The organism is Mycoplasma suis str. Illinois, from assembly GCF_000179035.2.
In the GTDB taxonomy this organism is placed as follows: domain Bacteria; phylum Bacillota_I; class Bacilli_A; order Mycoplasmatales; family Mycoplasmoidaceae; genus Eperythrozoon_A; species Eperythrozoon_A suis.
The window spans coordinates 187,330-212,550 of record NC_015155.1; the positions used below are offsets into that span (position 1 = coordinate 187,330).

Sequence of the window (25,221 nt, forward strand, 5' to 3'; positions counted from 1 at the left end):
CTAAAAAATGGGAATAATTTCTTTAACTAAGGGAATAGTTACTCTTTCCACCGTTGGTGGAACTTTAATAGGAAGTTATTTTGCAACTAATACATTAAGTAATAGTGAAAAAGAATCTCCTGCACAAGTAGTTTCAGTAGATAATGGTGGAAGTGTTGGAGCTGTAAAAAAAGATTCAGAAGAATTGAGGGGAAAGGAGGAAGCGGAACAAAGTAAAAGTATTTCTTCAGATTCTTCTGAAGGGACTAGAGAAATTAAAAATCCTGCTAAGACTGAAGATTCATCTCCAGAAGTAAAAGAAAATAGTAATACTTCTGCCGAAGATTCTTCACAACAAGAGGGAGAACGACGAGATATAAGTGGGAAAGAAATTCAATTTACAGATGAATCTTTAAGAAGCGAAGATACTTCTTCTTCAGATATTTCTAGTTCGGAGGAAGAAGATAATACAGAAAATTTAGAGGTAATTGAAGAAGAACCAAAAGAAGTTTTTGATAATTTCGATGACTACGAAGAAGATGATTTAGATGATGATGAAGAGGAAACTAGGATACAACTATCGATGATAGTTGGAGAATATATAGCTAAATTACAAGAAAATGATAATGGTGATGTTCTAGAGGTTTCTTGTGATAACTGAATAAGAGAAAGTGATCAAAGAATAGGAAAAAGAAAAGTTGAAGAAGAAACATGTAAATCTAGAAAAAATAGAAGTAGTTGAGGTAAAGGAGGGAGAATTTCTCAACCTACAGTATGACTAGAGGTTGAGAAAAGCAAATCTAAAGAAATACTTAATCACTATGGTTTGTGAAGAGATGGAATCTCTAAATTTAGTGATACTGAGAAAGCTAAGTGAAATACAAGAGATAAAGATAACAATGGAAATTGATCTTGTTCTAGAGAAACTTGTCAACAAAATAAAAAGAAGTTCTTAATTTCTTGCGATCTTTTTGCAGAACAAAACAAATAAATAGATAATTTTTCTGGGTTATTCCCAGAAAATTAACTAATTAAAGAATTTAGAAGTTTTGTTTTTCGTAAAATTTATGTAATTTGTCAAGTTTTTAGTTAAAAATTGTTAATTAATTTTCTAAATATTTTTTTAGCGGGGGGGGCATTCAGAAAAAAGACTACTTGTAAAAAGTAGAAAGGCCGGAAGTAATTCCGGCAAATATTAATTAAAAAAACTAAATAGTGGGAGTTTTTACTCTAGCAAAAGGAATAATAACTCTCTCCACTGCCGGCGGATCTCTCTTGGGAGGTTATTTTGCTTCCAATTTATCTACTGAAAAAGAAAATGTTGAATTAGTATCTCCTGAATTACCTCCTCAACAAGATCAAGAATCATCTATTAAAAACGATTCAGATGAAAGTTTAAAGGGAGAAAAAGAACAACCTTCAGTTGATGAGTCCAGAGAGTTAGGGGAGAGTGAAGACAGAAATAAAGATGAGGGAGATCGCTCTTCAGGAGATATTTCTGATGAAGAAAATTCTCAAATTACTGAACCAGAAATTGATAACAATAATGTAACTTTTGATAGCCCTTGACTTAATCAAGCACTAGAAGGAACTGAAAAATATGTTCCTTTAAAAGAAGAAGAAAATGATAAAGAACGAGAAGATGATGGGGAAATTTTTGAAGAATTCTATAACGATGATGAATTTGCGGGTGAAGAAGATGAAGAACTAGAACCAAAAGATCCTAGGGTAGCTTATTACATTAAGACAGGAAGTGAAGATTCAATGGAGCAAAGAAAAGGTCCTATTTGTCAAAGTTGAGTTAGAGGAAATGGGATTCACCATTCAGTACAGTCATTAAGCGATAAAGATTGTCAAGACTCAATTAAAGGTAAGTCTTGAGGGCAAGAAAGTTCTATCCCTCTTTTAGTTTGAATAGACGTAGATCAAGGTCAAACTAAAAGAGTTCTAGAACACTATAAGTTATGAGACAATACTTCTTCTTTCAAAAATAATCAAAAAAGAAAGTATTGAACTACAGGTAATTGAATGTGTAGAAGAGAAAGATCTTCAGATAATAAAAGATTTTTAATTGATTGTGATTATCACAATAACTTAAGAAGTTAATAGTGAATTTACCACTATTAACTAAATTACTTGTATCTTTTTGTACAGTAGGTGGAGGATCTGTGGGAGCTTTTTTCGCAAGTAATCCTTTTATTGGTGGAATAAAAGGGGGAGAAAAAGAACAAGTTGTAAAGTCTCAAGAGAAAGAAAAGGAATCTCCTACAGAAGTTAGTCCTAAGACCACTACTGAAGAAGCTCAAGGAGTAAAAACTCAAGAAGAGGATTCTAAATCCAAAGAGGATTTAGAACAATCTCAATCAGATCAGGAATTAATAAATTCTGATCAACAAACCGATTTAAAAGTTTCGGAAAATGATTCAAAAGAAACTCAATCCCAAGAAATTCAATTTGAGGATCAAACAATTAGAAGAGAATTAGAAAATTCTTCAGGATTTTCTGATGAAAATACTGAAGAAATAGAAGAGGTTAAGGAGGAAGTAAAAGAAAGCTTTGATACTTTTGAAGAATATGAGGAAGAAGATGATTTAGAAGATGAAGAAGGGTTGAGTAGTAGCGCTAAAGTAGGAGAATATATTGGAAAAGTTAGAGAAGATGGAAGTGGTAATGTACTAGAAGTTACTTGCGATAACTGAATAAAAGAATATGACGGAAATATAGGAAGGAGAGAAGTTAAAGATAAACAAGAATGTGAGGGAAGAAAAAAGAGAAGTAGTTGAGGCAAAGGAGGATTAACACAACCAACAGCTTGATTAGAAATAGATAAAAGTAAAGCTAAAAAAGTACTAGTACATTATGGATTGTGAATTGATAAAGTTTCTAGCTTTACCGGAAAAGAGAAAGATAAGTGAAATACAAGAGATAGAGAAAATAGAGGAAATTGAACATGTTCTAGAGAAACTTTCGGACACAATGAAAAGAAATTTCTAATTTCTTGCGATCTTTATCAATAAATTAGGTAAGGAAATTTAGGAATGAATTTTCCTTTACTGACTAAACTACTTGTATCTTTTTGCGCAGTAGGTGGGGGTTCTGTAGGAGCTTTTGTAGCTAGCAATCCTTTTGGCTGGAATAAAGTTTCTGAACCAACTGAAGGTTCAGAAGCTAATGAAGTATCTAGTGGAGGAAATTCCGAAGAAAAAGATTTAGTAGTTAGTCGAGAAGAAGGTGGAGATCATTCAGATTCTTCTGAAGAGAGTGTCATTAAACAAAATCAAGAAAAAAGTGAAAAAGATAGACATATTGTTGCTGAAGACAAAAGTGAAGAAATTCCTAGCGCCGAAGCACAAGAATTAGAGGCTCCTCAACAAATACAACCTGAAGAAACTGAAACTTTAGTCGAAAAAGTTCCTCTTAATGAACCAGAAATTGAGTTTGAGAGTGAAGAGATTAAGAAATTGTTGGGAGATTCTTCAGGATCTGTTGAAGAAGATCATTTAGAAGAAATGGAAGCTCAAGGAGAATTAAGAAGATTGGAAGAATCAAAAGAAAAATTCCGAAGTTTTGATTTTTATGAAGAAGAGCTTAGTTATGGTGAGTTATCTGTTGATGAAAGTTTGACAGTTGCAGAATATATAAGGAAGGGAGAAGGTTCAAATGGACCTATTTGTGAAACATGAATGAGAGGAGTTGGAAGGAATATAAAACTTCCAGCTAAAGATAGAAAAACTTGCGAAGAGTCACTAAAGGGCAAGAGTTGAGGTAAGAATGGTGAATTACAACCTAGGATATGACTAGATGTTGATAAAGGACAAGCTAAAAGAATATTAGAGTCATATGAACTACTAAAAAGTAGTTCAACATTTAATGAAAGAGGAAATTTATGGGATACAGGTCCTTGAGGGTGTGTTAGAGAAAGCTCTGTTGATGGAGATAATTTCTTAATTTCTTGTGAATACTATTTAGGCAGAGAAAATAGAAATAACTAGAAATTAAAAAGAAATTTCAGGAGAATTACTCCGGAAATATTTATAAGTGTTTTTGTTTCGTAAAATTTATGTAATTTGTCTAGTTGAATTTATTTTTTAGGAATTTTTAAAGTACCAAGTAACTTGCTGGGGGGGGCACAACAAAGAAGAACTTGTAGAAGTTTTAAAGCCGGAGTTTTCTCCGGTAATTAAAAACAAGAAAAACTAAATTATGGATATTTTTACATTGACAAAAGGAGTAGCTGCTCTTTCTACAGCTGGCGGAGCTGTTTTAGGCGGTTTTTTCGCTTCCAACACATTAATAGATAAGAAAGAAGAAAAACCATTAACTAGAGTAGATGGAGGTTCAGAAAATGGTTCTGAAAGTGGTAATGCTGGTAGTGAAAGTGAAGCTTCTGCACCATCAGTTAATCGAGAAGAAAGAGAAGATAGGGGAAGTGTCGGTGAAGAAACTTCCAATAGAGCAGAAGAAAATTCAGATTCAGAACAATCTTCTGTTCGTGAAGCAGAAAGTGTTTCTGCTTCTGATAGTGATGTTGGCTCACAAGAATCTGAACCCCAAATAGATGGAAGCAATATTGTTTTTGAAAGTTCTTTCCTTAATGATGCCTTAACAGGAACTCAAAATTATGTTCCTCCAGAAGATACAAAAGATGAAAATGAGGAAGAACAAGGGGAGACTTTTGAACCTTTCCAAGATGATAGTCATTATTACTACGATGAAGAAGGTGAAGAATTGCAAAGTCCTATGATTGCTGAATATTTAAAGACTAGAAGTGAAAAACAAGAAGAAAGGAATCAAGGTCCAGTTTGTGAAACATGATTCAGACAAACTGGAGGAGGAAGTTCTAAAAGCAAATCTTCTTCCGAAGATTGCAATAAAAAAGTAAGAGAAAAGGTTTGAGGTAGAAGAAATGTACCCTCTTTAGTGGGAATAGTTGTGGAAGAAGGTTGAGCTAAAAAAGTTCTAGAAAGTTATGGTTTGTGAGATTCAAGTTCTCAATTCAAAAATTCTAGAAATAGTAGTTGAACTACAGGAAATTGAATGTGTTATAGAGAAAGTACATCAGATAGACAAGAAAACAAAAGATTTTTAATTTCTTGTGATTATTACCCGCAAGGTAATAATTCAGTAACTACAAGAAACTAGTAAATGGATATCCCTCTTTTAACTAAATTACTTGTTTCTGCTTGTACGGTTGGAGGAGGATCTTTTGGAGCTTATGTAGCTGGATTTACAGGAAATAGTAAAAAAGATTTTGTTCAAATTCAGGAAAAAGGTGGGAAAGGGGTTGAAGGGGTAAAAACTCCAGTTAAAGAAGTAGAAGAATCTCCCGAAACAGAAATAGAAGATTCTTCACATCAAGAGAGTGATTTACAAGATGAAGACAATTCAAAAACAACACCCAAACAAGAAGAATTAGATTCTCAAAAAGAAGTAGAAACTAATCCTATATCTCCGAAAGAACCAGAAATTCAAGAATTTCAAGATCCATTACTTCAAGCTGAATTAGATAGTTCGGAAAATTCAGGTCAGTTGGATTTATTAAACAAAGAAGAAGAACCGGAAGTTAAGGAAGAAGAGGAGAGATTTGATAATTTTGAACTCTATCAATGGGATGAAGATGAGGAAGATGAAGATGTTGCTCCCACTCTCGAAGTAGCTGAATATGTACAAAAAACAAGAGAAGAAAGAGAAACTGGTAGAGTATTAGAAATATCTTGTGAGAGTTGAATGAGAAATGGAGATGGTATTTTTAAGAAATCTACAGTAGATAGAAATAAATGTGATTCTTATAAAAAGAGAGAAAGTTGAGGTAAAAGAGGATGATCTCAACCTACATCTTGAGTAGATGTTGTGAAAAACAAAGCTAAAGAGGTATTAGGACATTACAAGTTGTGAGTTGATAAAAATTCCAAATTCACTAATGATGAAAAAAGTAAGTGAATTACTAAAGATGAATCAGGAAGATGAGAATGTACTAGAGAAAGTTCTTTGAATGAAAAGAATTTTTGAATTCACTGTGATTTTTTCTCAGAAAGAAGATAAATATTTTTAGTTAAAAGACTTTAAAAATGGATTTTCCATTTCTAACTAAGCTTTTAATTTCCACTTGTACAGTTGGAGGTGGATCTGTTGGAGCTTATATAGCAGGATTTACAGGAATCAATAAAAGCTCACCTTCACAAGAATTAGTAAAACTTCAGGAAAAAGAAACTAAAGAAGAAGATTCGCAAACACCTTCAGAAATTAGCCCTCAACAAGAAGAACGATCCGAAAGAAGAGATGAATATGTTGAGCCTTCAGAACCTGAAACAGATACCTTTAGTTTTTCAGATCCTGTAATGCAACAGGCTATGGAAGGATTAACTGAAGAAGTTCATGATGAAGAAGAAACTTTCGAAGCTGATGTAGAAGAGGAAGGAGAACAATTTGGTGATTTTGAGGAAGATAATGGATATGAAGAAGAGGGAGATTCTGTAAATATAGCTGAATTTATTAAGACAGGAAATGAAAATAGAGAATTATCTGATGATACTGGACCTACTTGCCAAAGATGACTTAAAGGGGGAGTAAACGGATACTCAATCAATGATGTTTCAAAAAATGATTGCGAATCTCTAATAAATGGAAAAGGTTGAGGGAAAGATGGCAATAAAACTCTTACAGTTTGACTAAATGTAGATCAAGTTAAAGCTAAAAAAGTATTAACTCACTATAAGTTGTGAGATAAAGATTCTTCTTTCATCAATAAGAAAAGAAAGCATAACTGAAAAACATGTAATTGACTTTGTGTGAGAAAAAGTTCAGGAACTGATGAAGAAAGATTTTTAATTGAGTGTGATTATCACCTATCAGCTAGATAGGTAATTAAGAAAAACTAATTATGAATTTACCTTTACTAAGTAAATTGTTAGTTTCTGCCTGTACAGTTGGTGGAGGATCTTTTGGAGCTTATGTTGCTGGTTTTATGGGAAACAATGAAACTAAACAAGAAATATTAAGAAATGAAGAATCTGATAGTAGTTTGGAATTAGGGAGTGGTTCCTCTGAAGGAAAAAGAGAAGAAGGGAAAGTAAGTCAAAGTGATAATAAGGGAGAGGAACAACAAACTTCAGGAGAAACTAGGGAAAGAAAAGAAAGTCTTTCTTCAAAACCAATTCAAAAAGATTTAAGAGAAGATTCTGATTCTCATAGCGATCAACAAGATCCTGCTACTTCTTCAGAGCCTAGAGAACCAGAATTTAGTTTTGATAGTGAATTATTACAAAGTGAACTTCAAAATTCAGTAGATATTTCTACTGAATTAGAAGAAGACGAAGTAGAAACTCAACAAATTTCTGAAGAGGAAAAGTTTGACGATTTCGAGGAATATGAAAAAGAAGATTATGACTCTTTTGAAAATGATGATGATTTGGAAGAGGATGGCGAAGAAGGAATATTTTCAAGACGTAATTCCGCTGTTTCTTTAGAAGTAGCTGAATATGTTGTTAAGGAAGAGGAAGATTATTACGGTACTGTTACTAAGGTTTCTTGTAAAAAATGAATAAGAGGTTATGGAGATGAAATAAATGAAAGAGAAATGGATAGACAAGATTGTGAATCTAAAAAGAAAATAACTGAATGAGGAAAAAAGAAGGGAGCTCAATCCAAAGTGTGATTGGATGTTGAAAAAAGTAAAGCTAGAAAAGTATTAAATCACTATGGATTGTGATCTAAAGAATTATCAGAATTTACCACTTTAGGAAAGAGTAAATGAATTACAAAAGGAAAAGATAATTCTTTAGGTTGAGAATGTGTGAGAGAAAATTCTCCCTATAAAAATAATTTCTGAATTTCTTGCGAATATTACAGAGAACCAACTAAATAGCTAGATAAATAATTTCGGAGTTTTCTCCGAAAAATATTTAGTAATTTTTAAAGTTTTCAGAAAACCTAAAAATTCTGTTAAAATTTAGGTAATTTTTCCATAGTTTTGTTGATTTTTTATATAAAAATTATTAGTTTCTCGGGGGGGGGCATTTAGAAAAAAATAGAGCTGGAGGTAACTCCAGCTACTAAAAACTAAAAAACTAAGTTATGAGCATTTTTGTTTTTTCAAAAGGGATTGCAACAATCTCAACTATTGGAGGAGCTCTTCTAGGTGGTTATTTCGCTACAACCTCCTTAGATAAAGGAAATACTGAACAATTAGAAGTTACAGAAGTAGGTCATTCCGGAAATTCAAGTTTAGGGGAAGATGGCTTAGTTTCTCCTAAACAACAAGATGTTGAGGAAAATAAACAAGGAGCTGCAGAAGTTCAAGCAACTCCTATTATTCAAGAAAATGATAGTTCTGAAGTAACTGAATCAAAAAATAATGAATTAAATGAACCGCAACAAGATAGTCAAGTAAGTGAAAATGTTGATTCAGAAAGTTCTGGCGGGGATTATCAACAAGATTCTGGAATTCAAGAATCTCAAGATATTCAACTTACAGACCCCACATTAGTTGAAGCTCTAAGAGATACAAAAGATTACACTACTTCTTCTAATAACGATGAAGAAGAGCAAGATCAAAAAGATTTAGATTCTGGAGAACAATTTGAAGATTTTGAAGAAGATGAAGAAGATATTTTTGATGATGAGGATGATGTAGAAAGTTCTTTAATAATGGCTGAATACATTAAGACATGAAGTGAAAATTCAGACTCTTCAAAAGCAAGGCCCTACTCGTCAAAAATGAATTAGATTGGGAAGAAATGGTCATCAAATTAAAGAAGAAGAAAATTGTGAAGGTTTAATGAATAGAAAATTGGGAGAAAATAAAAACCTATTACTTTCTTGAATGGATGTGGAGCAATCAAAAGCTAAGAAAGTTTTGAAGTATTATGGATTGTGAAATAGTGATTCTAAATTCACTAATAATAAAAGAAAAAGTTGAAAATCTGGTAATTGATCATGTTCAAGACAATTTTCAGGAAAAGATAGATTTGCAATCACTTGTGACTATTATCGATAAATTGGAATTAGTTTTTAAAAGTTACTAGTTATGAATCTTCCTTTGTTTGCTAAATTACTAGTTTCTGCTTGTACAGTTGGTGGAGGAAGTTTCGGAGCTTATGCTGCTGGATTATTAGGGAAAAGTGAAATTGGTTCTAATTCAGAATTAATTAATAATCCTAAATTAGAGGAAAATAGTTCTCGACATTTTAATTATGCAGGGAAAGATAGAAAAGAAATAGATCGAGATAACTCTTCAGATGATATAGATTCTGGAGATAATACTTCTTCATCCTTGGAGGGAAAAGGTTCTTCTTCCGATGCTCAACCAGTAACCGATGTAAAGAGTGCAAATCAACAAATAAATAACTTCCAAAGAGAAGAAAGTTCAGATACTCCTTCTACTACAGAAACTAAAACTTTTAGTTTTCAAAGCACAGCTCTTCAAAGTGAATTGGATAATGCAACTTCAGATATTTCTGAAAAAGAGGATTTAGAAGAAGATAAAGAAGCAAGTCAAGAAATAGGAGAAAAATTTGAAGATTTTGTTGAAGATTATGACGATTCCAATGAATATGAAGAAGGAGAAATTGATTTAAAGATAGCTGAATATATAAAGACAGGAAATGAGAATCAAGAGTTATCAGATCAAGGACCTACTTGTGAAACTTGAATGAGAAAAACGGGAAATCAACATTCAATAAGTAAAGAAAATGGTGAAAATTGCACTTCTAGAATACAGGGAAAAGAATGAGGAAGAGGAGATAGTGTTTTACTTCTAACTTGGTTAGAAGTAGATCAAGTTAAAGCTAAAAAAGTGTTAAAGCATTATGGTTTGTGAAGTGATAATACGCAATTCAAGAATGATAGAAAAAATAGTTGAGATGCGGGGAATTGATCTTGTTCAAGACAATTCTTTGGAGAAGATAAATTCACAATTACTTGTGATTATTATTCAAGAACTAATTAGTTTTTAGGAAAAGACAATTATGGATTTTCCTTTATTTGCTAAATTATTAGTTTCTGTTTGTACAGTTGGAGGTGGTTCTGTAGGAGCTTATGTAGCTGGCTTTATGGGAAATAATAATAGTGAGTTAAGGGAACAGGGAGAAAATCAACATAATTTAGTAGAACAAGAAGGACAACATCCTTCTTCGAAGGCAGAAGGATCTTCGGATAATACAAAAGAAACAGAAGATAACAAAGATCAATCTTCTGAAGCAGATGAACAACAAAGAAAATCTCAAGAACAAGTTTCTAGCTCAGAAACTAACTCAAATCCAACATCTGCTGAATTAAATTCTCAGAATCATGAACAAAAAGATGAACCTTCCGTCACCAGCTCTACTCCTACAGAACCATTTAGATTTGAAAATCAAGAATTTCAATCCATACTAGATGGTTCAGAAGATGTTTCTGATCAGGAGAATTCTTATGAAGAAGAATTAGATGAACAAGTTAGTCAAGAGTCAGAAGATGAAGAAACTTTTGGAAGTTTTGAAGATTATGAAAAAGGATACTATAGAGATGATTCAGATGACGAAGAAGAAGGAATAAGTAATCCTTCTTCTCTTTTTGTAGCTGAATATATAGAAAAGAAGGGAGAAAATCAACAAGGAGAAGCATTAGAAGTTACTTGTGAAGATTGAACTACAGATAGTTGAGGAGAATTAAGAAAAAAATCAGAAGTAAGTAAAAGTGAATGTGATTACAGAAAGAAAAGAGATATTTGAAGTAAAAAGGGAGGTTCACAACCTACAGTATGACTAAATGTTGAGCAAACTAAAGCCAAAAAGATTCTCGAAAAATATGGTTTGTGAAAAGGAGAAAATTCTAAATTCACAACCCAAAAACAAAATAGATGATTTACTGAAAAAGCAAATTTCAGAGAAACTGAGGGAAAATGAGATTGCAATAGAGAGTATTCTGAGCACAATAGCAAGAATTTCTTAATTTCTTGTGATTTCTTTATAGAAAGTCAAAATACTCGTTAGAAAGTAAATAAATTTTCGGAGGTAACTCCGAAAAGTTAATTAAAAAAAGACTAAAAACTCTGCTAAAATTTAAGTAATTTTTCTCTAGTTTTCTGAATTTTTATATAGAAATTAATAGTTTTTCTATGTTGCTGGGGGGGGCACAACAAAGAAAAACTTGTAGAAGTTTTGTGTCCGGAGTTTTCTCCGGCAACTAAAAACTAAAAAACTAAATTATGAGTATTTTTGTTCTTTCGAAAGGAATTGCAGCAATTTCTACTATTGGAGGAGCTCTTTTAGGAGGTTATTTTGCTACAACACAATTGAGAGAGGAAGAAAAAGAGAAAACAATTGTTCTCGAAAAAGAAGATCCTTCTAAACCAGAAATAGAAAAAATTCCTGAAGAACCTAGAGGTTCTCCAGAATTACAAGGAAATCCTATATCAGGAACAGAAAGTGATGTTGGGGTAAATCAAGGAAGAAGAGAAGATGAAGTAGATCAAAAAAAAGTAAATGATCAACATGATACTAAAGATGAAGGATCTTCAAATGATTTGGAAAGAAACTTAACAGGTCAAGATGTTGAGTTAACTGACTCTAGATTATTAAAAGAGTTGGAGGGAACAACAAATTTTGAAACATCTTCCGGAAAAGAAGATCTTGAAGAATCAGATGAAGTTAACGAAGAGAGTGAAGAAGAATTTGATGAATTTGAAGATGACTATGAAGTTTCAGGTGAAGATGATGAAGAAGAAATGTCAAGAGAATTAAAAATAGTTGATTACATCAAAACGGGTAATGAAAATAGAGACTGAACCGAACAAGGACCTATTTGTGAAAAGTGAATTAGAAGTGGAGAAAATAATCACTCAATTAGTAGAGAAAAAAATATTGGTGAATGCAATAATCTAATAAATCAAAAAATTCCAAAACAAGAAGAACAACTTCTTCTTTCTTGGTTGGATGTAGATAGAGTAAAAGCTAAAAAAGTTCTAGAACATTATGGTTTATGAAAAACTGGAATAAGATTCAAGGATGAAAAAAGAAAAAATTGACAAATAAATAATTGATCATGTTCTAGAAAATCTTTCGGAAATCATAGATTCATAATTACTTGTGACTATTACCCTGAAACTAAATAGTTTTTAAGAGGAATTAATTATGAATCTTCCTCTTTTTTCTAAACTATTAGTTTCTATTTGTACAGTTGGAGGTGGCTCTTTTGGAGCTTACGTAGCAGGATTTTTAGGTAGTGGCGAAAGTGAGAAAAAAGTTCAGGAAAATAACAAATTAGTTTCAAAAGATCTAGAAGAACATCGTTCTTCCGGAACAGAACAATCCCTGAAAACAGAAAAGGATGATGAGTCTAAAGGGCAAGCAACTGAATCATTAGGAAAAAGTGAAGATGTAAATTCAGAAACTCAAGAACAAGCGACATCTTTAGAAAGTTCCTCAATATCTAATCATCCGCAAGTTCCTGAGCATTCAGATAATTTAGAAAAGACTTCCGAAAATCCTTCCCAAAACTTCACTTTTCAAAGTAAAGAACTTCAGGAAGCTTTGAGTAGTGCCACTTCAGATGATTCTGAACAAATAGATTCAGAAGAAACACTAGAAGAAATTGCGGAAGAGGAAGAAGGTTTTGAGAGATTTGAAGAGTATGAAGGTGATGAAGAAGAACAACAATCTTTAGAGGTTGCTGAATATATAAAGAAAGAAGAAGAGAATGAAAGAGGAGAAGTATTAAGAGTTAGTTGTGAAGATTGAACTTTGGATGGAATTGGAGGAATAAAGAAAAAAGGAGCCGGAGTAAGTGGTGAGGAATGTGAATATAGAAGGAGAAGAGATAGTTGAGGCAAAGAAGGAATGCCTCAACCTTTAGTTTGAATAGATGTTGTTCAAAGTAGAGCTAAGAAAATACTTGAAAATTATGGATTGTGAAAAGATAATGTATCAATTTTTAAAACAAATAAGAATAAAAGGTGAACTACAAAATCACAATATAAAGAAAATACTGGTGAATGAGATTGCACAAGAAAATATTCTCGACAGAAAGAAGGAAATTTCTTAATTGCTTGCGATTTCTATAAAAGTCAAAGTTAATTAGTCAAAAAATTCCGGAGATTTCCTCCGGAATAATGAAAAATTAAAACTCTGTTAAAATTTAAGTAATTTTTCCCTTGTTTTGATGAATTTTTACTGAAAAATAAATAATTTTTTGACTTCGGGGGGGGCAAAGAAGCAATCAAAATTTTGTAAAAAATTTTTAAGACTGGAGGTAACTCCAGTTTCTAAAAAAATTAAATAATGAGTCTTTTCACTTTAGCTAAGGGAGTAGTTGCTCTCTCCACAGCTGGTGGAGCCATTCTAGGAGGTTACTTTGCTAAAAGTTCTTTTAGCGATTTTTCTAATGAAACTGAAGAGAAATCTAAAAAATCACTTCTAAAGGATGAAAGTCATAGTGAACATAAAGCCGAAGTTGTTGAAACAAGAAGAGAAGGTTTAATTTCTTCTGTAAATGAAGAACAAGAAGGCAATATCCCGCCAACTAAGCATGTTTCTTCTCCGGAAGATACTTCTCGAAATTCAACAAATTTAGATTTAGAAAATGTTGGGAAGCAAAACACTTTAAATCCTGAAAATAAAGAATTACATAATGAATTTCCAGATGAGCAAGAAAGTTTATTGAAGGGGGAAAATAATTGAGATCCCTTTATAGAAGAACTAGAAAGAGAGAAAAAATATGGTTTTGAAGAAACTCAAGAGGATGAAGATTTGGAACAAACAAGTTCTCTTTTAGTTGCACAATATGTTAAGCGAGGAAGTGTTAGTGAAGAAGATCAACAAGAGGGGATTGTGTGTGATCAATGAGGGTTAGAGGGAGATAGAGCTGTAAAGCGAAGATCGGGATGCGATACATCTTCGCTTGAAAGAAAAGTTTGAAGTAGAAGATCTTCTTCTAATGAACCTTTAGCTTGATTAAGTGTTTCTGAAGATCATGCTGAATCAATCTTGAAATCTTATGGACTAATAAATGGTAAAACAATTTTCAAGAAAAGTAATGGAACTTGAACTACAGGTCCTTGAGCTTGTGACGTAGAAAAATCTTCCAAAGTATTATTAGTTTCTTGTGATTATTACAGGAATGGGTAATTCAAATTAGAGAAGAGAATTAAATTTTGAGCATTATTTCTTTAACTAAGGGAATAATTACTCTCTCCACAGCTGGTGGAGCTGCCTTAGGAGGTTACTTTGCTAAAAGTTCTTTTAGTGATTTTTCTAATGAAACTGAAAATCAAGAGAAAAAATTATTTCCGAAAAGTGAAAGACGTGAATCAATTAAAGATGATGCTGATTCTAAAAAACTAGAAGTTACTCCAACTTTTCCCAGAGAGAAAGATGAAAGTTTTGATAATCAAGTTCCTTCACAAATTGAATCAAATCATACTACTGGAATAAAAGATCCAACAAGAGAAGAGAGCTTAATGAAAAAAGGAGCTAGTTGAGATGATTTCTTAAATGAGTTAGAAAATAATTCTGAATTTAAATATTGAGATAAAGATAATGGGGAAGAACAAGAAGAGATTCATTTAGTTTCTGAGTATATCAGGTATTATTACGTGGATAACGAAGAGGAAAGAAGTTCTAATTGTGAAACATGATATTCTTGAGGAGACAATATAGAAAATATTCAGAAAAATAAATGTAGTGATTTTTCTGAAAAAAGAAGTAGCTGAGGGGAGAGATCATCATATAAGCCTGCAATTTGATTAAAAGTTGATATGGATTATTCCGAAAGAGCTTTAAGGGAATATAAGTTAATTGATGAAACAACTGATTATAAGAAAACTAATGGTAGTTGAACTACCAAAAATTGACTATGCACACTAGAAAAAGTTTCAGGTAACTTTTTGATTGCGTGTGATTTTTATCAAAATCCAAAAATTACTTAATAAAGTAATTTAGTTTCTTATTAATTATCAGTAATTAAAGAATGAATTTTCCTTTACTAACTAAATTACTATTTACTTTTTCTTCATTAGGTGGAACTGCTATTGGAGGTTATTTTGCTACAACTATAGCAGGTAATGAAAAATTAGAAATTGATAAAGAGAAGGGAGAAAAAGAGCTAAAAGAGGAAGTTGAATCTAAACAAAAGCAAGATAAAAATGGTCAAACGGAAGATGTTGGAAAAGCTCAACACATAGGATTAATAAATTCTGAAGATGGAGATATTAATAAACATTCAAGTTCAACAAATTATTTGTTTCAACAGCAAAAAAGCAATGAAGCTTCGGATACTACTTTTGAAAAAGAGACCCTTGAAGAAGAAAAAGATTTAATTAGGGGAGGAGAAAGGTGAGATGATTTTCTCGCTGAATTGGAAAGTAAAGGGGATTATGGATTTTCTTCTGATTCTTTGGAAATAGATGAAAAAGAAAGTGAAAAACAATATGTCGTGGTAGCTGATTATGTCAAATATAAGAGTTATAGTCAGGGAGATGAAGTGTGTGAACAATGATATTTAGAAACAAATAAACCTAAAAAAAGACAAAAGAATCAATGTGATTCTTTTGCTAAAAAGGAAAGTTGAGGAACAAGATCCCCTCATTATCAACCATTAGTATGAATTAGTTTAGTGGAAAATTATGCAGAAACAATTCTGAAAGATTATGGATTAATCAGTGGAAATACAAAATATAAGACAAGTAATGGGACTTGAGAGACAGGACCTTGATCTTGTACTATAGAAAAATCTTTAGATAATTTGTTAGTATCTTGTGATTTTTATGAAAATAAACAAATAACTTAAAGAATTAAATTTTGAGTATCATCTCCTTAACTAAGGGAATAATTACTCTTTCCACAGCTAGTGGAGCTGCCTTAGGAGGTTACTTTGCTAGCGGTTCTTTCGGTAATGTTTCTGAAAACTCTGAAGATCAAAGTAAAGAAGGGGATCATGGTGATGTAAAAACTCAAGATTCTTCTGATACTTTAGAAAGCGAAGATTCAAAACATAGTGATGGATTATCTATAAAAGAACAAGAAGATTTAAAAAGTAAAGCTTCTTCTAAAGAAGGCGAAAAAACTTCTAGAGGAATTCAAGTAGAAAAACAAAATTATGTTCCACTGAATAGTGGAACAAATGATTTAAGTAGATTTTCTAGGGAAGAAGAAGGGTGATTGGAACAAGGAGCTAACTGGAATAAGTTCCTAAATGAAATAGAGGGAAATATTGAACATTGAGATAGTAATGATGGGGAAGAAGTAGAAGGTGTAGGTTTAGTGGCAGAGTATTACAGAGATAAAGATAAAAGTTATGGTAGTGAAGAAGAAATTAGTTGTGAGAGATGATATTTAAAGAGAGAAAATAGTGAAGACATGACAAGAATTTCTTGTCAAGACTTCAATACTAATAGAAATTGAGGAAAAAGAACTTTGGAAAAGCCAGCAGCATGAGTAAAAGTTGATATGGATTATGCAGAAAAAGTATTACAAACATATAAATTAATTGATGAAAGCACTACTTATAAAAAGACAAATGGAACTTGAACTACCAAGCATTGACTTTGTACATTAGAAAAAACTTCAGGTAATTTTCTAATAGGTTGTGACTATTATTTAAGTCCCTTCACAAACAATAGTTAGTAAAGGTTAGCAGTGAACTTCCCTTTACTAACTAAGTTATTATTTACTTTTTCTTCAGTAGGAGGAACTGCTATTGGAGGTTATTTCGCTACAACTTCAATTTCTTCAGATAAACAGGAAAAAGTTGAAGAAAAAGATCTAAAACAAGAAAACTTAGAGTTAGAGAAATCAAATCTTTCTCCAGTTATTGAGGGAGAAAGAAGTGAAGATAAAGGAACTCAAAAAGAAAATTCAGGAAATACTCCCTCAAATATTCCTCAACCGGAAAGTTCTCCTGAACCTATTAGTTCGGAGAAATTACAAGATGTTTTAAGTAATAAGTCAAAAGTATTAACCGATGAAGAAGAAAGAGAATTACTTAGGGGTGCAGATAAGTGAAATGAATTTCTTATTTCACTTGAAGGGAGAGAAGAATATGGTTTTAAGAATGATGATATTGAGGAAGATGAAGAAAATCAATCAGTTTTAGTTGCCGATTACATTAAATACAAGAATGAAGATCTGGAAAGTACGGAAGAAGGTCCAGTTTGCGATAAATGAAGTTTGGAGAATGGAATTCCAAAAAGAAAAAGAAGAGATAATTGTGAAGACTTAATTAATAAAGAAAGTTGAGGAATTAGAACTTATTCAAAACCATTTTCATGATTAAGTGTTTCTGAAGAACATGCTGAGACAGCGTTAAAAGAATATGGATTAATTAATGAAAAAACAGCTTTCAAGAAAAGTAATGGTACATGAGAAACAGGTAATTGATCATGTACTCTTGAAAGATCTTTTGGTAGATTGTTAGTCGCTTGCGACTATTACTTAAAAGGAAACATTAGGGGAAATCAATCTTAATAATTAGTTAATTTTTTTCTCTCCCCCCTTTTTTTTGGGGGGGATGAAAAATAAATTAAATGTATAATTTGGCTTTTAAAAAATTATGAACTTACCTCTTGCGGTTAAGTCTTTTACAGCTCTTTCTTCGTTAGGTGGGGCTGCGATAGGAGGTTATTTTGCAACCTCCTCAATAAGGGAAAATAAAGAGTCAGAAGTTAAGAAATCTCTCGAAACAGAATCTCAACAACCAGAAACTTTACCTTTGCAAATAAGTTTGAAATTAGAAGATAAAGAAAGTTTTGAGTTTAAAGAAAAACAGGAAGAAGAATATTACGAAGAAGAAAAAGTAAAAGCATCTTTAGAGTTAGGGAGAGATTTGGAGGAAGGAGAAAAAATGCAAGATTTTTTTGATGAAATTGATGAAGAAAATTTAGGATCAGAAACTTTTTATGATAGTGAATCCTCAACTATATTTGTTGAATATTTCAATCGTAAAAGTGAGGAGTATGAAGAGGGAAGAGAAAAACCAATCTGTGAAAGATGATATGCAGGACATAATTCAGGAAACAGAATGAGTGATGAAGATTGTTGAAATTTAATTGATAGAAAAAATAAATCTAATGAAAGCACTGTAGCTTGATTGAGCGTGGATAGAGAAAAAGCTAAAGAAGTTTTGGAATCATATAGATTAATTGTTAAAGAAAAAACAGTTTATAAGGAGAGAACTAAGAGTTGAATAACTGGACCTTGACTTTGTACATTGGAAAAATCTACAAGAAAGCATTTAATTTCTTGCGACTATTATCCCAATAGGAATGAGAATTTAAATTAAGTTTTTAAAAATTCTTTTTAAAAAAGTATGTCTTGATTCTCTTCTAATTTTTCTTTAGTTTCTTTTATTTTGTTGGGTGGAGGAGTTTTGACAACTTCTTATCTTCTAGCCTTAAACACTGAAGGAAAAGAAGAAGTTCAAATTAAAGAAGAATCTTCTGAAAAATATTTGAAAGGATTATCGAATTATTTACCTAAAAATTCTGGAAAAAAGAATTGCAAAAAAATAGTAGATAAAGAGAAAAATGCTGAAGTATATCTATTAGAAAACAGTTGTTCAGAAAAAAATGTTTTGGAAGTTGAGGAAAGTTATGGGGGAGTCAGTGACAGTTATCCTTATTACACCCTTCAGGGAAATTAATTAACTAATTGATAAAAAGATTAGGCGCCAAATTGGCGCTTGGTATCGGTTCAACAATGTTACTTGCAGGAACAGGAGTTGGTGCTGCGTTTTTTGTAAATAAAAATAATAAATCTCCGGAAAATGATCCAAATATTATTGGAGAGCTTGTTTTATTCAAAGATAGTCGAAAAAGTTGTTATGTTTTTATGAAAGAAATTAATTTAAAAATTCCTACCGAAGAAGAATTAGAGAGAAAAGAAGAATGTTTATTAAGTTGATCTAAAGAAATTAAAGGTTATGAAAATTCTTTATTAGTGAAAGTAAAAGAAAGTTCGATTAGAGATTTATCTTCCAATGAAAATTCTGAAAATTGAATTAAAAAATTAGCTTTTGAATGAATTCCGGTAGAAAAAAGATCTTTGGAAAACTACGAATCTAATGAAGAAAAGAAAAATCAATATATTGAACGACATTGCAAAACTAAACGGAAAAGAGAATGGTTTCCTTTTAGAAGCTGAGTAGAAATAAAGTGTGAGTGAGATAAAACAGCAAATAATTAAGTAAATTTATTTTTTCTAAGGAGCTTGTAAGCTCCTTTTAAGAGTTATAGAAGATAATTACAGTTTTTGTTAGAATTTTCTTCTTTTAAAAAAGAAGAAAATATTAAGTATTTTTAAAAAATTAATTAAAGGCAAATAAGGAGTTTGAAAAATTTCTTGAGAGTTAATTAATTTATTAATAATTGTTTTTTAAAATAACCTAGAAAATGTTAGGGTTTGTTTCTTGATGAGCGAAGGCCGCTCTGATTACTTTTTCTCTGGGGGGGGGGGCACTAGGAGGAGGTTATCTGTTAAGAGGTAATTTTTTTAAAGGTCCAGAAGAAACCTTTAAAAAACCAAAAAAAGTTAATGATTATTCAGGGAATTATTTAGGCACAGGAACTTATTTTCAAAACATGAATACAAATGGGGAAAATTGCGAAAGAGTTGAAGATAGCGGGGTAGAAATACTTTTGGATTGCATCGCAATTCCTCCCACAAACAAAAATAGAAGTGGTCAGGGAAGAGGCAAAAATCAAGTAGAAGCAATTTACAAAGTAGATATTGATAAAAATAAATAGTTTTGTTTAACTACGCGGGGGGGGCGAAGCCAGTAATAGTTACTTCTCGAAAAATTATTTTTCAAATGAAAAACAAGTTGTAGATTTAGAAAAAACCGGAGATATCTCCGGTTTTTAACTAAATAAAAGAATTAGATGCTAGATATTTCTACTCTAGCAAAAATAGGTTTAACTATTTTTTCTGTAGGCGGTGCAGCTACTGGCGGTTATGCCGCCAGCATTGCACTAAATAATGGTGTTAATTCAAAAAGAATCAGAAGAGAAGCTTCTTTAGAAAAAGAATCCCCTTCAACAGACAAACATCACACTGATAATTCTCAAGACACTAATAATGAGGAAGTAAGGAAAAATATATTGTCTTCTGTATTAGAAGTTCAGGAAATTTCAGATAATGAGGATGATGTATTAGAAAATGACTTGACTGAAGAAGAATCAAAAGATATTTCAAAACTAACAGTATCTGCACAATATATCCAAAAAGATGGAGGGACTAATTATGAAGAAGAGAGACAATGACCCTCCTGTAAACAATGATTCAAAAATAAAAAGTCTGGAAAAGAAATGAGCTCAGAAGAATGTAAACAGTTAGTAAATCAAAAATGAAATCAAGATGGTGTAATTCAACCAACTATTTGAATAAGTTCTGATAAAGATACAGTTCAAAAAGTTCTTGATGAATATGGATTATTAGAAAATTCTTCTTTAATTGGAAATAATAAGTGAACTGTAGGTACTATGATTTGCTCTAAGCAAGAAAATCAGGAATCAGATGGAAAGTTAATAGTTACTTGTGAATATAAAGTAGATGATCAATTAGTTAGTGTTGAAACTTCAAACACCGTAATTCATCAACAATAAATAATCTATGGCATTAGCGGGAAGTAATTATTTAATAGCAGTAATTCTTGGAGTAATGGGAGCTGCATCTGCTGGGAGTTATGGTTTCTTCAATTACATAAAAGAACAAGGCACACAACAATTAGAAAACAATGAAAAACAAAGACTTGTTGCAGAATTTTTTGAAAAAGAATCTTTCGATAATTCAAAAATTTCTTGCACCAAATTACTTAAAAGTACTAATATAGAAACTTTTGAAGAAAAGAAATTAGATGATCAAGAATGTCAAAAAGTAGTGAATGAAAAGTGAAAAAACAAAAATCAAGAACAACCATGAATTTGAATAAATGTAAATAAACAAGAAGTTGAAAAAGTATTAAGAAAATACAATCTCCTTTTCGGAGATGTTTATCATTCTCAAGAACCTAAAGATAAGAAATCATGATTTGAAGGTTTCTTAGGTTGTGTTGAGGAAAAAGATTCTTCAAATGATCAAAAAGTAGTAGTTACTTGCAAAAAAAATGGAGATGAATCGAAAGCGAAAAGTTTTCTTTCAATAACTAGTTAATGATTTTTTCAGGATTAAAGGGAATAGCTTTCCCTTTAATTGTTGGCGTTACAGGAGTATCAGCTGGAGGAGGATTTAGTTTAGCTAGTTATTTAAGTAGTAACGCTAACAGCGTTACTTCTGAAAAAGATTTAGATTTAAGTCAACCAGAAATTAAATCTTTAGGTTCAGGGACTTTAGAGGGGAGTCCTGATGTAATTTCTGGAATTTTTGGCAAAGATGTTCAAAAGGGTGTTAAAGATTTAGGTGTTGAAATAGATTTCCCTGACCAGCGAGTTACAGAGGAACAAAAAGAAGAAAGAAGAAGTAATGATTCCTTGACTTCTTCAGAGAATGAAAGATTAGTGGCAGAAGTAATTCATGATGAAGGTAGAAGTTATGGGATAACTTGTAAAGAATGAAAAGGAGAGGAAAGTGAAGGTAAATCGTTAGATGGGACTGTCTGTTTAGGAAAAGTTAATGAAGAATTAGGAGGAATAGGAGAAAGTAAAACAACATTGTGACTTAGAGCTGAACAAAGCAAAGCAGCAAAAATTCTAGGAGAATATATATCTTTAAGAGAAGAAGATTACTCCTTAATTAATAAAGATCAAAGAGAATCTTGAGATTTTGGAAGCTGAAAGTGTAAAAATAAGGAAGATGATAAAGATACTAATAAAGTAATTGTTAGTTGTGATTGATCTGGAAATAATGAACAAGGGGATGAAGAATCAGCTCAATCTCTTCCTAGAGAGCTAGGTGATAATGAACAAACTTTAGAGGAACACAGTTAGTTAAATGCTAGGTTCTAAGATTCTTTTATTTTTAAGTGGAGGAACAGTAACTGCTGGAACTTTAGGTGTTGAAATTAATTTCCTTCTCGGGGGGGGCAATAAAGATCAATTAAATAAGAAAGTTGAAAAAGTTGATTTCAGAACAAGAACTAATAAAAGTAAAGATTCATTAGCTTCTTCTGTAGCTCCCTTTGGGAGCTTAGAAGTGGAAAAAGTAACTAAGGAAATTGATGAAGACGATTTAGATTGAGAATACATTTTGTATTACGGACAAGATCAGAAGAAGTGTGAGTCCAGCGTTGAAAAAAGTTGTAATACAAAATGACTAAAAGAAAGAGAATCTAAATGAAATAAGAAGAATCCTAAATCAACAACTGAGTTGTTGATTAGAAGAAAAAGAGGATTTACTTATGCGAGAACTAAGTCTGAAGAAAGTCAAGAAGAAAATCCGATAAGATGAATTGATTATTTTTTAGATGAATTTAAAGAAGAAAAGATAACTCTTGATTTTGACGCTGCAGATTGCAACGAAATAAAAAAAGATCCAGAAGATAATAAATGACAAGAATGAGGTTGTCATTTAGCTATTCACAAAATTAACTAAATATTTTGAATTAGTAGTCTAAAAAGTTGATAGGTTCTAAATTATTGCCCCTTCTTTTTGGAGGGGCAATAACTGTCGGAGGTGTTGGTGCCGGAATTAATTGATTTTTAGGAGAAAATGTTTCAAAATTAACTCAAAAACCTAAACAAGTAGATTACAGAAATAGACCTAAATCAATTCAAGAAATAACTAATTTAGTAGGTGAAAACTCTTCAAAACAAGAGCCAATAAATACAGTTAATGAGTCAGATTTAGACTGAGAATATATTTTGTTCTATGGCAATGAACAAAAGAAATGTGAATTTGGAGGTAAAGATAAAGAAAGATGAGCTCCTAAATTAGGTACAGAATGTACAACAGATTGATTAAGAACTAAAAAGAGTCAAGGAAAAAAGAATGATAATCCAAATTCAAAAACAGATCTAACAATAAGAAGAAAAAATGATTTTGTATATGGAGATATAACAAATTTAGAGGGAGAAGTCCCTCTAAATTGAATTAATTACTTCTTGGATGACTTTAAGAATAAGGAGAAAATAGAACTTGATTTTGTTGCTGCAGACTGTACTGAAGTTAAAGAACAAATAGAAAGTAGTCAGTGAAAAGAGTGGAAGTGTTTTGTTAGATTGCCAGATAGCAAACTAAATAATTAAATAAATTTTGTTAAGTTCTAAACTTTCTCTCCTTTTAGGAGGAAGTTTTTTAGCTACAGGGAGTTCTGTTGGTTTAGGTCTGAAATATTTTTTAGGAGAAGTTTATGGACAATCATCACAAACTCCTAGAAAAATAAATTTCAGAGAAAAAATTGAAGATAATCCCCCTTCTCCCGAAGAACAACAAGAAAAAATAACAGAAGTTAAGGAAGACGATCTATTTTGGGAATACATTTTGTATTACGGAACAGATAAGAAAAAGTGTGAGTTCGGAGGTAGAAATAAAAGAAATTGAGAAACTGGTTTAGGTAGTGATTGCACTACAGAATGACTTAAGAAAAAATCTTCTAAGTGAGAGAAAAAGAATGATAAATCTGAAACAGAATTATCAATAAGAAGAAAGAAGGATTTTGTTTATGATCATGAGACATCAAATAATGGAGATGAGAATCCAAGAATATGAATTAGTTATTTCTTGGATGAATTTAGAAAAGACAATATAAAGCTTGATTTTGATCCATCGGATTGTAATGTAATTCCTCAAAATGAGGAAAGTAAAAATAGATGAAATGAATGAAATTGTTATTTAGCTGTTCCCAGTTCAACTAATTAATAATTGAATTCAATAATTTAGAACTTGTTAGGTTCTAAATTATTTCTTCTTGGAGGAGGTCTTCTAGCTACAGGTAGTTCTGTAGGTTTAGGTTTGAAATATCTTTTGGGACAAAATTTTGAAAAATTTGTCCCAAAAGTTAATTACAGAAAGAGAATAAAACCCGAAAATGAAAGTTCTTCCACAGAAGTTTCTTTAGAAAAAATAAGAGAAGTTCAAGAGAATGATTTAGATTGGGAGTACATTTTTTACTATGACCAAGATAAAAAGAAATGTGAATTTGATGGAAAGAATAGTGAGAGATGGGAATCTAATTTAGGAAAAGAATGTACTACAAGTTGGCTTTCTGAGAAAGCCAAGCAGTGAAATAAAAGTAATCCTAACTCTAAAGTAGAGTTATTGATTAGGAGAAAGAAAGATTTTGTTTACAATCATGAACCTTCCCATAATGGGGAAGAAAATCCAAGACAATGAATTAATTATTATTTGGAGGAATTTAAGAGAGAAAAAATAAGTCTTGACTTTGATGATGCTTCTGATTGCAATGAAATTAATAAAAATATTGGAGATCAAGGATCTCAAAGTCAATGACAAGAATGAAGTTGTTATAAAGCTATCTCAAGAGAATCTAACTAACGAAAGAATTAGTTAGATAAAAAATGATCAGCCTTAAGACTTTTCTTTTGACGGGAGGAGGAATCCTAGCTACTGGAAGTACTGTCGGAGTTGGCCTTAGATTTTTAATGAATGAGAATTATTCTCCTTTAGTTCCGAAAATTAATCCAGTTAATTTTCGAGACAGAATTGGTAGAGCCCAAACCAAAGAATTTATTCCTGAAAAAACAATAACTTCTAAAGAACAAATAAAAGAAGTTACTGAAGATGATTTGGATTGGGAATACATTCTGTATTACCAAGACAATAAAAAGAAATGTGAGTTTAGTGGAAATAATAAAGAAAGATGAGAGAAGGGATTGGAAAAGAAGTGTGCAACAGAATGACTTAAAGAAAAAGAAAAGAATTGGAATAAAACAAATTCAAAATCTACTACTGAATTATTAATAAGAAGAAAAAAGGATTTTGTTTATGAACATGAAAAAACAGAAGATGAAAAAGAAAATCCCATTAGATGGATTGACTATTTCTTAGATGAATTTAAAAGAGAAGGAATTTCATTTGATTTTTCAGATGCCTCTGACTGCAATCCAATAAATCAAAAAGAAAAAGAGAATAGCAAATGAAATGAATGATCTTGCCATTTGCCTTTCGAGACAAATAGCCAATAATTAAGTTTTTAAATTTTTATTTCTAGGAAGAAGGAAAAATAATAAAAATATTTTTTATTTAGGGAGAATTAATCAAAAACTTGTTAATTCTTGAATTAAAAAATAGATAAATTATTGCAAAATAATAATTATTATCTAGATTCTTTATTAATTATTTTTTTCTAATAAAAAGATGGTCAGATTTTTAGGTAAAT

Annotated in this window: 31 protein-coding genes; all 31 read left to right on the forward strand. The window is 31.4% G+C overall.

What is annotated here, in order from left to right; translation table 4 throughout:
• The first annotated feature begins 7 nt into the window (after positions 1–7).
• The 31 genes from MSU_RS01150 (at position 8) to MSU_RS01300 (ending at position 25,027) form a co-directional block, all read left to right on the forward strand.
• Positions 8–970 carry a hypothetical protein gene (locus MSU_RS01150; RefSeq protein WP_013609729.1) on the forward strand — a complete coding sequence of 321 codons (963 nt, stop codon included), beginning with the start codon at positions 8–10 and terminating at the stop codon, positions 968–970.
• A gap of 224 nt (positions 971–1,194) precedes the next feature.
• Entirely contained in the window at positions 1,195–2,085 is an 891-nt protein-coding gene (locus tag MSU_RS01155; RefSeq protein ID WP_013609730.1) for an ICP22 family protein, read from the forward strand.
• Positions 2,086–2,087: 2 nt separating this feature from the next.
• Positions 2,088–2,996, forward strand: a complete 909-nt coding sequence (locus MSU_RS01160) for a hypothetical protein (RefSeq protein ID WP_013609731.1) — start codon at positions 2,088–2,090, stop codon at positions 2,994–2,996.
• Positions 2,997–3,017: 21 nt separating this feature from the next.
• On the forward strand, positions 3,018–3,971 hold the full coding sequence (locus MSU_RS01165) for a hypothetical protein (protein ID WP_013609732.1): 954 nt from the start codon (positions 3,018–3,020) through the stop codon (positions 3,969–3,971).
• A gap of 211 nt (positions 3,972–4,182) precedes the next feature.
• Positions 4,183–5,121, forward strand: coding sequence for a hypothetical protein (locus tag MSU_RS01170; protein ID WP_013609733.1), 939 nt, complete (start codon positions 4,183–4,185; stop codon positions 5,119–5,121).
• A gap of 3 nt (positions 5,122–5,124) precedes the next feature.
• A complete protein-coding gene (locus tag MSU_RS01175; RefSeq protein WP_013609734.1) occupies positions 5,125–6,021 on the forward strand; it encodes a hypothetical protein in 897 nt (298 codons plus the stop codon).
• A gap of 26 nt (positions 6,022–6,047) precedes the next feature.
• Positions 6,048–6,839 carry a hypothetical protein gene (locus tag MSU_RS01180; RefSeq protein ID WP_013609735.1) on the forward strand — a complete coding sequence of 264 codons (792 nt, stop codon included), beginning with the start codon at positions 6,048–6,050 and terminating at the stop codon, positions 6,837–6,839.
• Between the two features lie 20 nt (positions 6,840–6,859).
• Complete coding sequence (locus MSU_RS01185) at positions 6,860–7,843, forward strand: hypothetical protein (protein ID WP_013609736.1); 984 nt, start codon at positions 6,860–6,862, stop codon at positions 7,841–7,843.
• Between the two features lie 209 nt (positions 7,844–8,052).
• Complete coding sequence (locus tag MSU_RS01190; protein WP_013609737.1) at positions 8,053–8,703, forward strand: hypothetical protein; 651 nt, start codon at positions 8,053–8,055, stop codon at positions 8,701–8,703.
• A gap of 1 nt (position 8,704) precedes the next feature.
• Positions 8,705–8,974, forward strand: a complete 270-nt coding sequence (locus tag MSU_RS01195; protein ID WP_013609738.1) for a hypothetical protein — start codon at positions 8,705–8,707, stop codon at positions 8,972–8,974.
• A 30-nt stretch (positions 8,975–9,004) separates the two neighbouring features.
• Positions 9,005–9,925, forward strand: coding sequence for a hypothetical protein (locus MSU_RS01200; protein WP_013609739.1), 921 nt, complete (start codon positions 9,005–9,007; stop codon positions 9,923–9,925).
• 19 nt (positions 9,926–9,944) lie between these two features.
• Complete coding sequence (locus MSU_RS01205; protein ID WP_013609740.1) at positions 9,945–10,949, forward strand: hypothetical protein; 1,005 nt, start codon at positions 9,945–9,947, stop codon at positions 10,947–10,949.
• 215 nt (positions 10,950–11,164) lie between these two features.
• Positions 11,165–12,070, forward strand: a complete 906-nt coding sequence (locus MSU_RS01210) for a hypothetical protein (protein ID WP_013609741.1) — start codon at positions 11,165–11,167, stop codon at positions 12,068–12,070.
• Positions 12,071–12,089: 19 nt separating this feature from the next.
• Positions 12,090–13,031, forward strand: coding sequence for a hypothetical protein (locus tag MSU_RS01215; protein WP_013609742.1), 942 nt, complete (start codon positions 12,090–12,092; stop codon positions 13,029–13,031).
• Between the two features lie 204 nt (positions 13,032–13,235).
• The gene (locus MSU_RS01220; RefSeq protein ID WP_013609743.1) at positions 13,236–14,081 is read left to right on the forward strand and encodes a hypothetical protein; all 846 of its coding nucleotides are present in this window, start codon (positions 13,236–13,238) and stop codon (positions 14,079–14,081) included.
• Between the two features lie 26 nt (positions 14,082–14,107).
• Positions 14,108–14,881, forward strand: coding sequence for a hypothetical protein (locus tag MSU_RS01225; RefSeq protein WP_013609744.1), 774 nt, complete (start codon positions 14,108–14,110; stop codon positions 14,879–14,881).
• A gap of 41 nt (positions 14,882–14,922) precedes the next feature.
• Positions 14,923–15,741 carry a hypothetical protein gene (locus MSU_RS01230; RefSeq protein WP_013609745.1) on the forward strand — a complete coding sequence of 273 codons (819 nt, stop codon included), beginning with the start codon at positions 14,923–14,925 and terminating at the stop codon, positions 15,739–15,741.
• A gap of 11 nt (positions 15,742–15,752) precedes the next feature.
• A complete protein-coding gene (locus tag MSU_RS01235; protein ID WP_013609746.1) occupies positions 15,753–16,577 on the forward strand; it encodes a hypothetical protein in 825 nt (274 codons plus the stop codon).
• Between the two features lie 12 nt (positions 16,578–16,589).
• Positions 16,590–17,417: a hypothetical protein gene (locus tag MSU_RS01240; RefSeq protein WP_013608908.1), complete on the forward strand. Its 828-nt coding sequence runs from the start codon at positions 16,590–16,592 to the stop codon at positions 17,415–17,417.
• A gap of 85 nt (positions 17,418–17,502) precedes the next feature.
• Positions 17,503–18,231 (forward strand): hypothetical protein, encoded by a 729-nt coding sequence (locus MSU_RS01245; protein ID WP_013609747.1) that lies wholly within the window; start codon positions 17,503–17,505, stop codon positions 18,229–18,231.
• Positions 18,232–18,258: 27 nt separating this feature from the next.
• Complete coding sequence (locus MSU_RS01250; RefSeq protein WP_013608911.1) at positions 18,259–18,591, forward strand: hypothetical protein; 333 nt, start codon at positions 18,259–18,261, stop codon at positions 18,589–18,591.
• A 56-nt stretch (positions 18,592–18,647) separates the two neighbouring features.
• Positions 18,648–19,133 (forward strand): hypothetical protein, encoded by a 486-nt coding sequence (locus MSU_RS01255; RefSeq protein WP_013608912.1) that lies wholly within the window; start codon positions 18,648–18,650, stop codon positions 19,131–19,133.
• Between the two features lie 206 nt (positions 19,134–19,339).
• On the forward strand, positions 19,340–19,693 hold the full coding sequence (locus MSU_RS01260; RefSeq protein WP_013609749.1) for a hypothetical protein: 354 nt from the start codon (positions 19,340–19,342) through the stop codon (positions 19,691–19,693).
• Positions 19,694–19,828: 135 nt separating this feature from the next.
• Positions 19,829–20,551: a hypothetical protein gene (locus tag MSU_RS01265; protein ID WP_013608915.1), complete on the forward strand. Its 723-nt coding sequence runs from the start codon at positions 19,829–19,831 to the stop codon at positions 20,549–20,551.
• A 7-nt stretch (positions 20,552–20,558) separates the two neighbouring features.
• The gene (locus tag MSU_RS01270; RefSeq protein ID WP_013609750.1) at positions 20,559–21,098 is read left to right on the forward strand and encodes a hypothetical protein; all 540 of its coding nucleotides are present in this window, start codon (positions 20,559–20,561) and stop codon (positions 21,096–21,098) included.
• Positions 21,098–21,871 carry a hypothetical protein gene (locus MSU_RS01275; RefSeq protein ID WP_013609751.1) on the forward strand — a complete coding sequence of 258 codons (774 nt, stop codon included), beginning with the start codon at positions 21,098–21,100 and terminating at the stop codon, positions 21,869–21,871. Before MSU_RS01270 ends, MSU_RS01275 begins: the two co-directional genes overlap by 1 nt.
• A 4-nt stretch (positions 21,872–21,875) precedes the next feature.
• Positions 21,876–22,475: a hypothetical protein gene (locus tag MSU_RS01280; protein WP_013608918.1), complete on the forward strand. Its 600-nt coding sequence runs from the start codon at positions 21,876–21,878 to the stop codon at positions 22,473–22,475.
• Between the two features lie 26 nt (positions 22,476–22,501).
• A complete protein-coding gene (locus MSU_RS01285; RefSeq protein ID WP_013608919.1) occupies positions 22,502–23,128 on the forward strand; it encodes a hypothetical protein in 627 nt (208 codons plus the stop codon).
• Positions 23,129–23,135: 7 nt separating this feature from the next.
• Positions 23,136–23,741 carry a hypothetical protein gene (locus MSU_RS01290; RefSeq protein ID WP_013608920.1) on the forward strand — a complete coding sequence of 202 codons (606 nt, stop codon included), beginning with the start codon at positions 23,136–23,138 and terminating at the stop codon, positions 23,739–23,741.
• A gap of 24 nt (positions 23,742–23,765) precedes the next feature.
• Positions 23,766–24,377: a hypothetical protein gene (locus tag MSU_RS01295; protein ID WP_013608921.1), complete on the forward strand. Its 612-nt coding sequence runs from the start codon at positions 23,766–23,768 to the stop codon at positions 24,375–24,377.
• Positions 24,378–24,400: 23 nt separating this feature from the next.
• Entirely contained in the window at positions 24,401–25,027 is a 627-nt protein-coding gene (locus MSU_RS01300; RefSeq protein WP_013608922.1) for a hypothetical protein, read from the forward strand.
• The last annotated feature ends 194 nt before the right edge of the window (positions 25,028–25,221 follow it).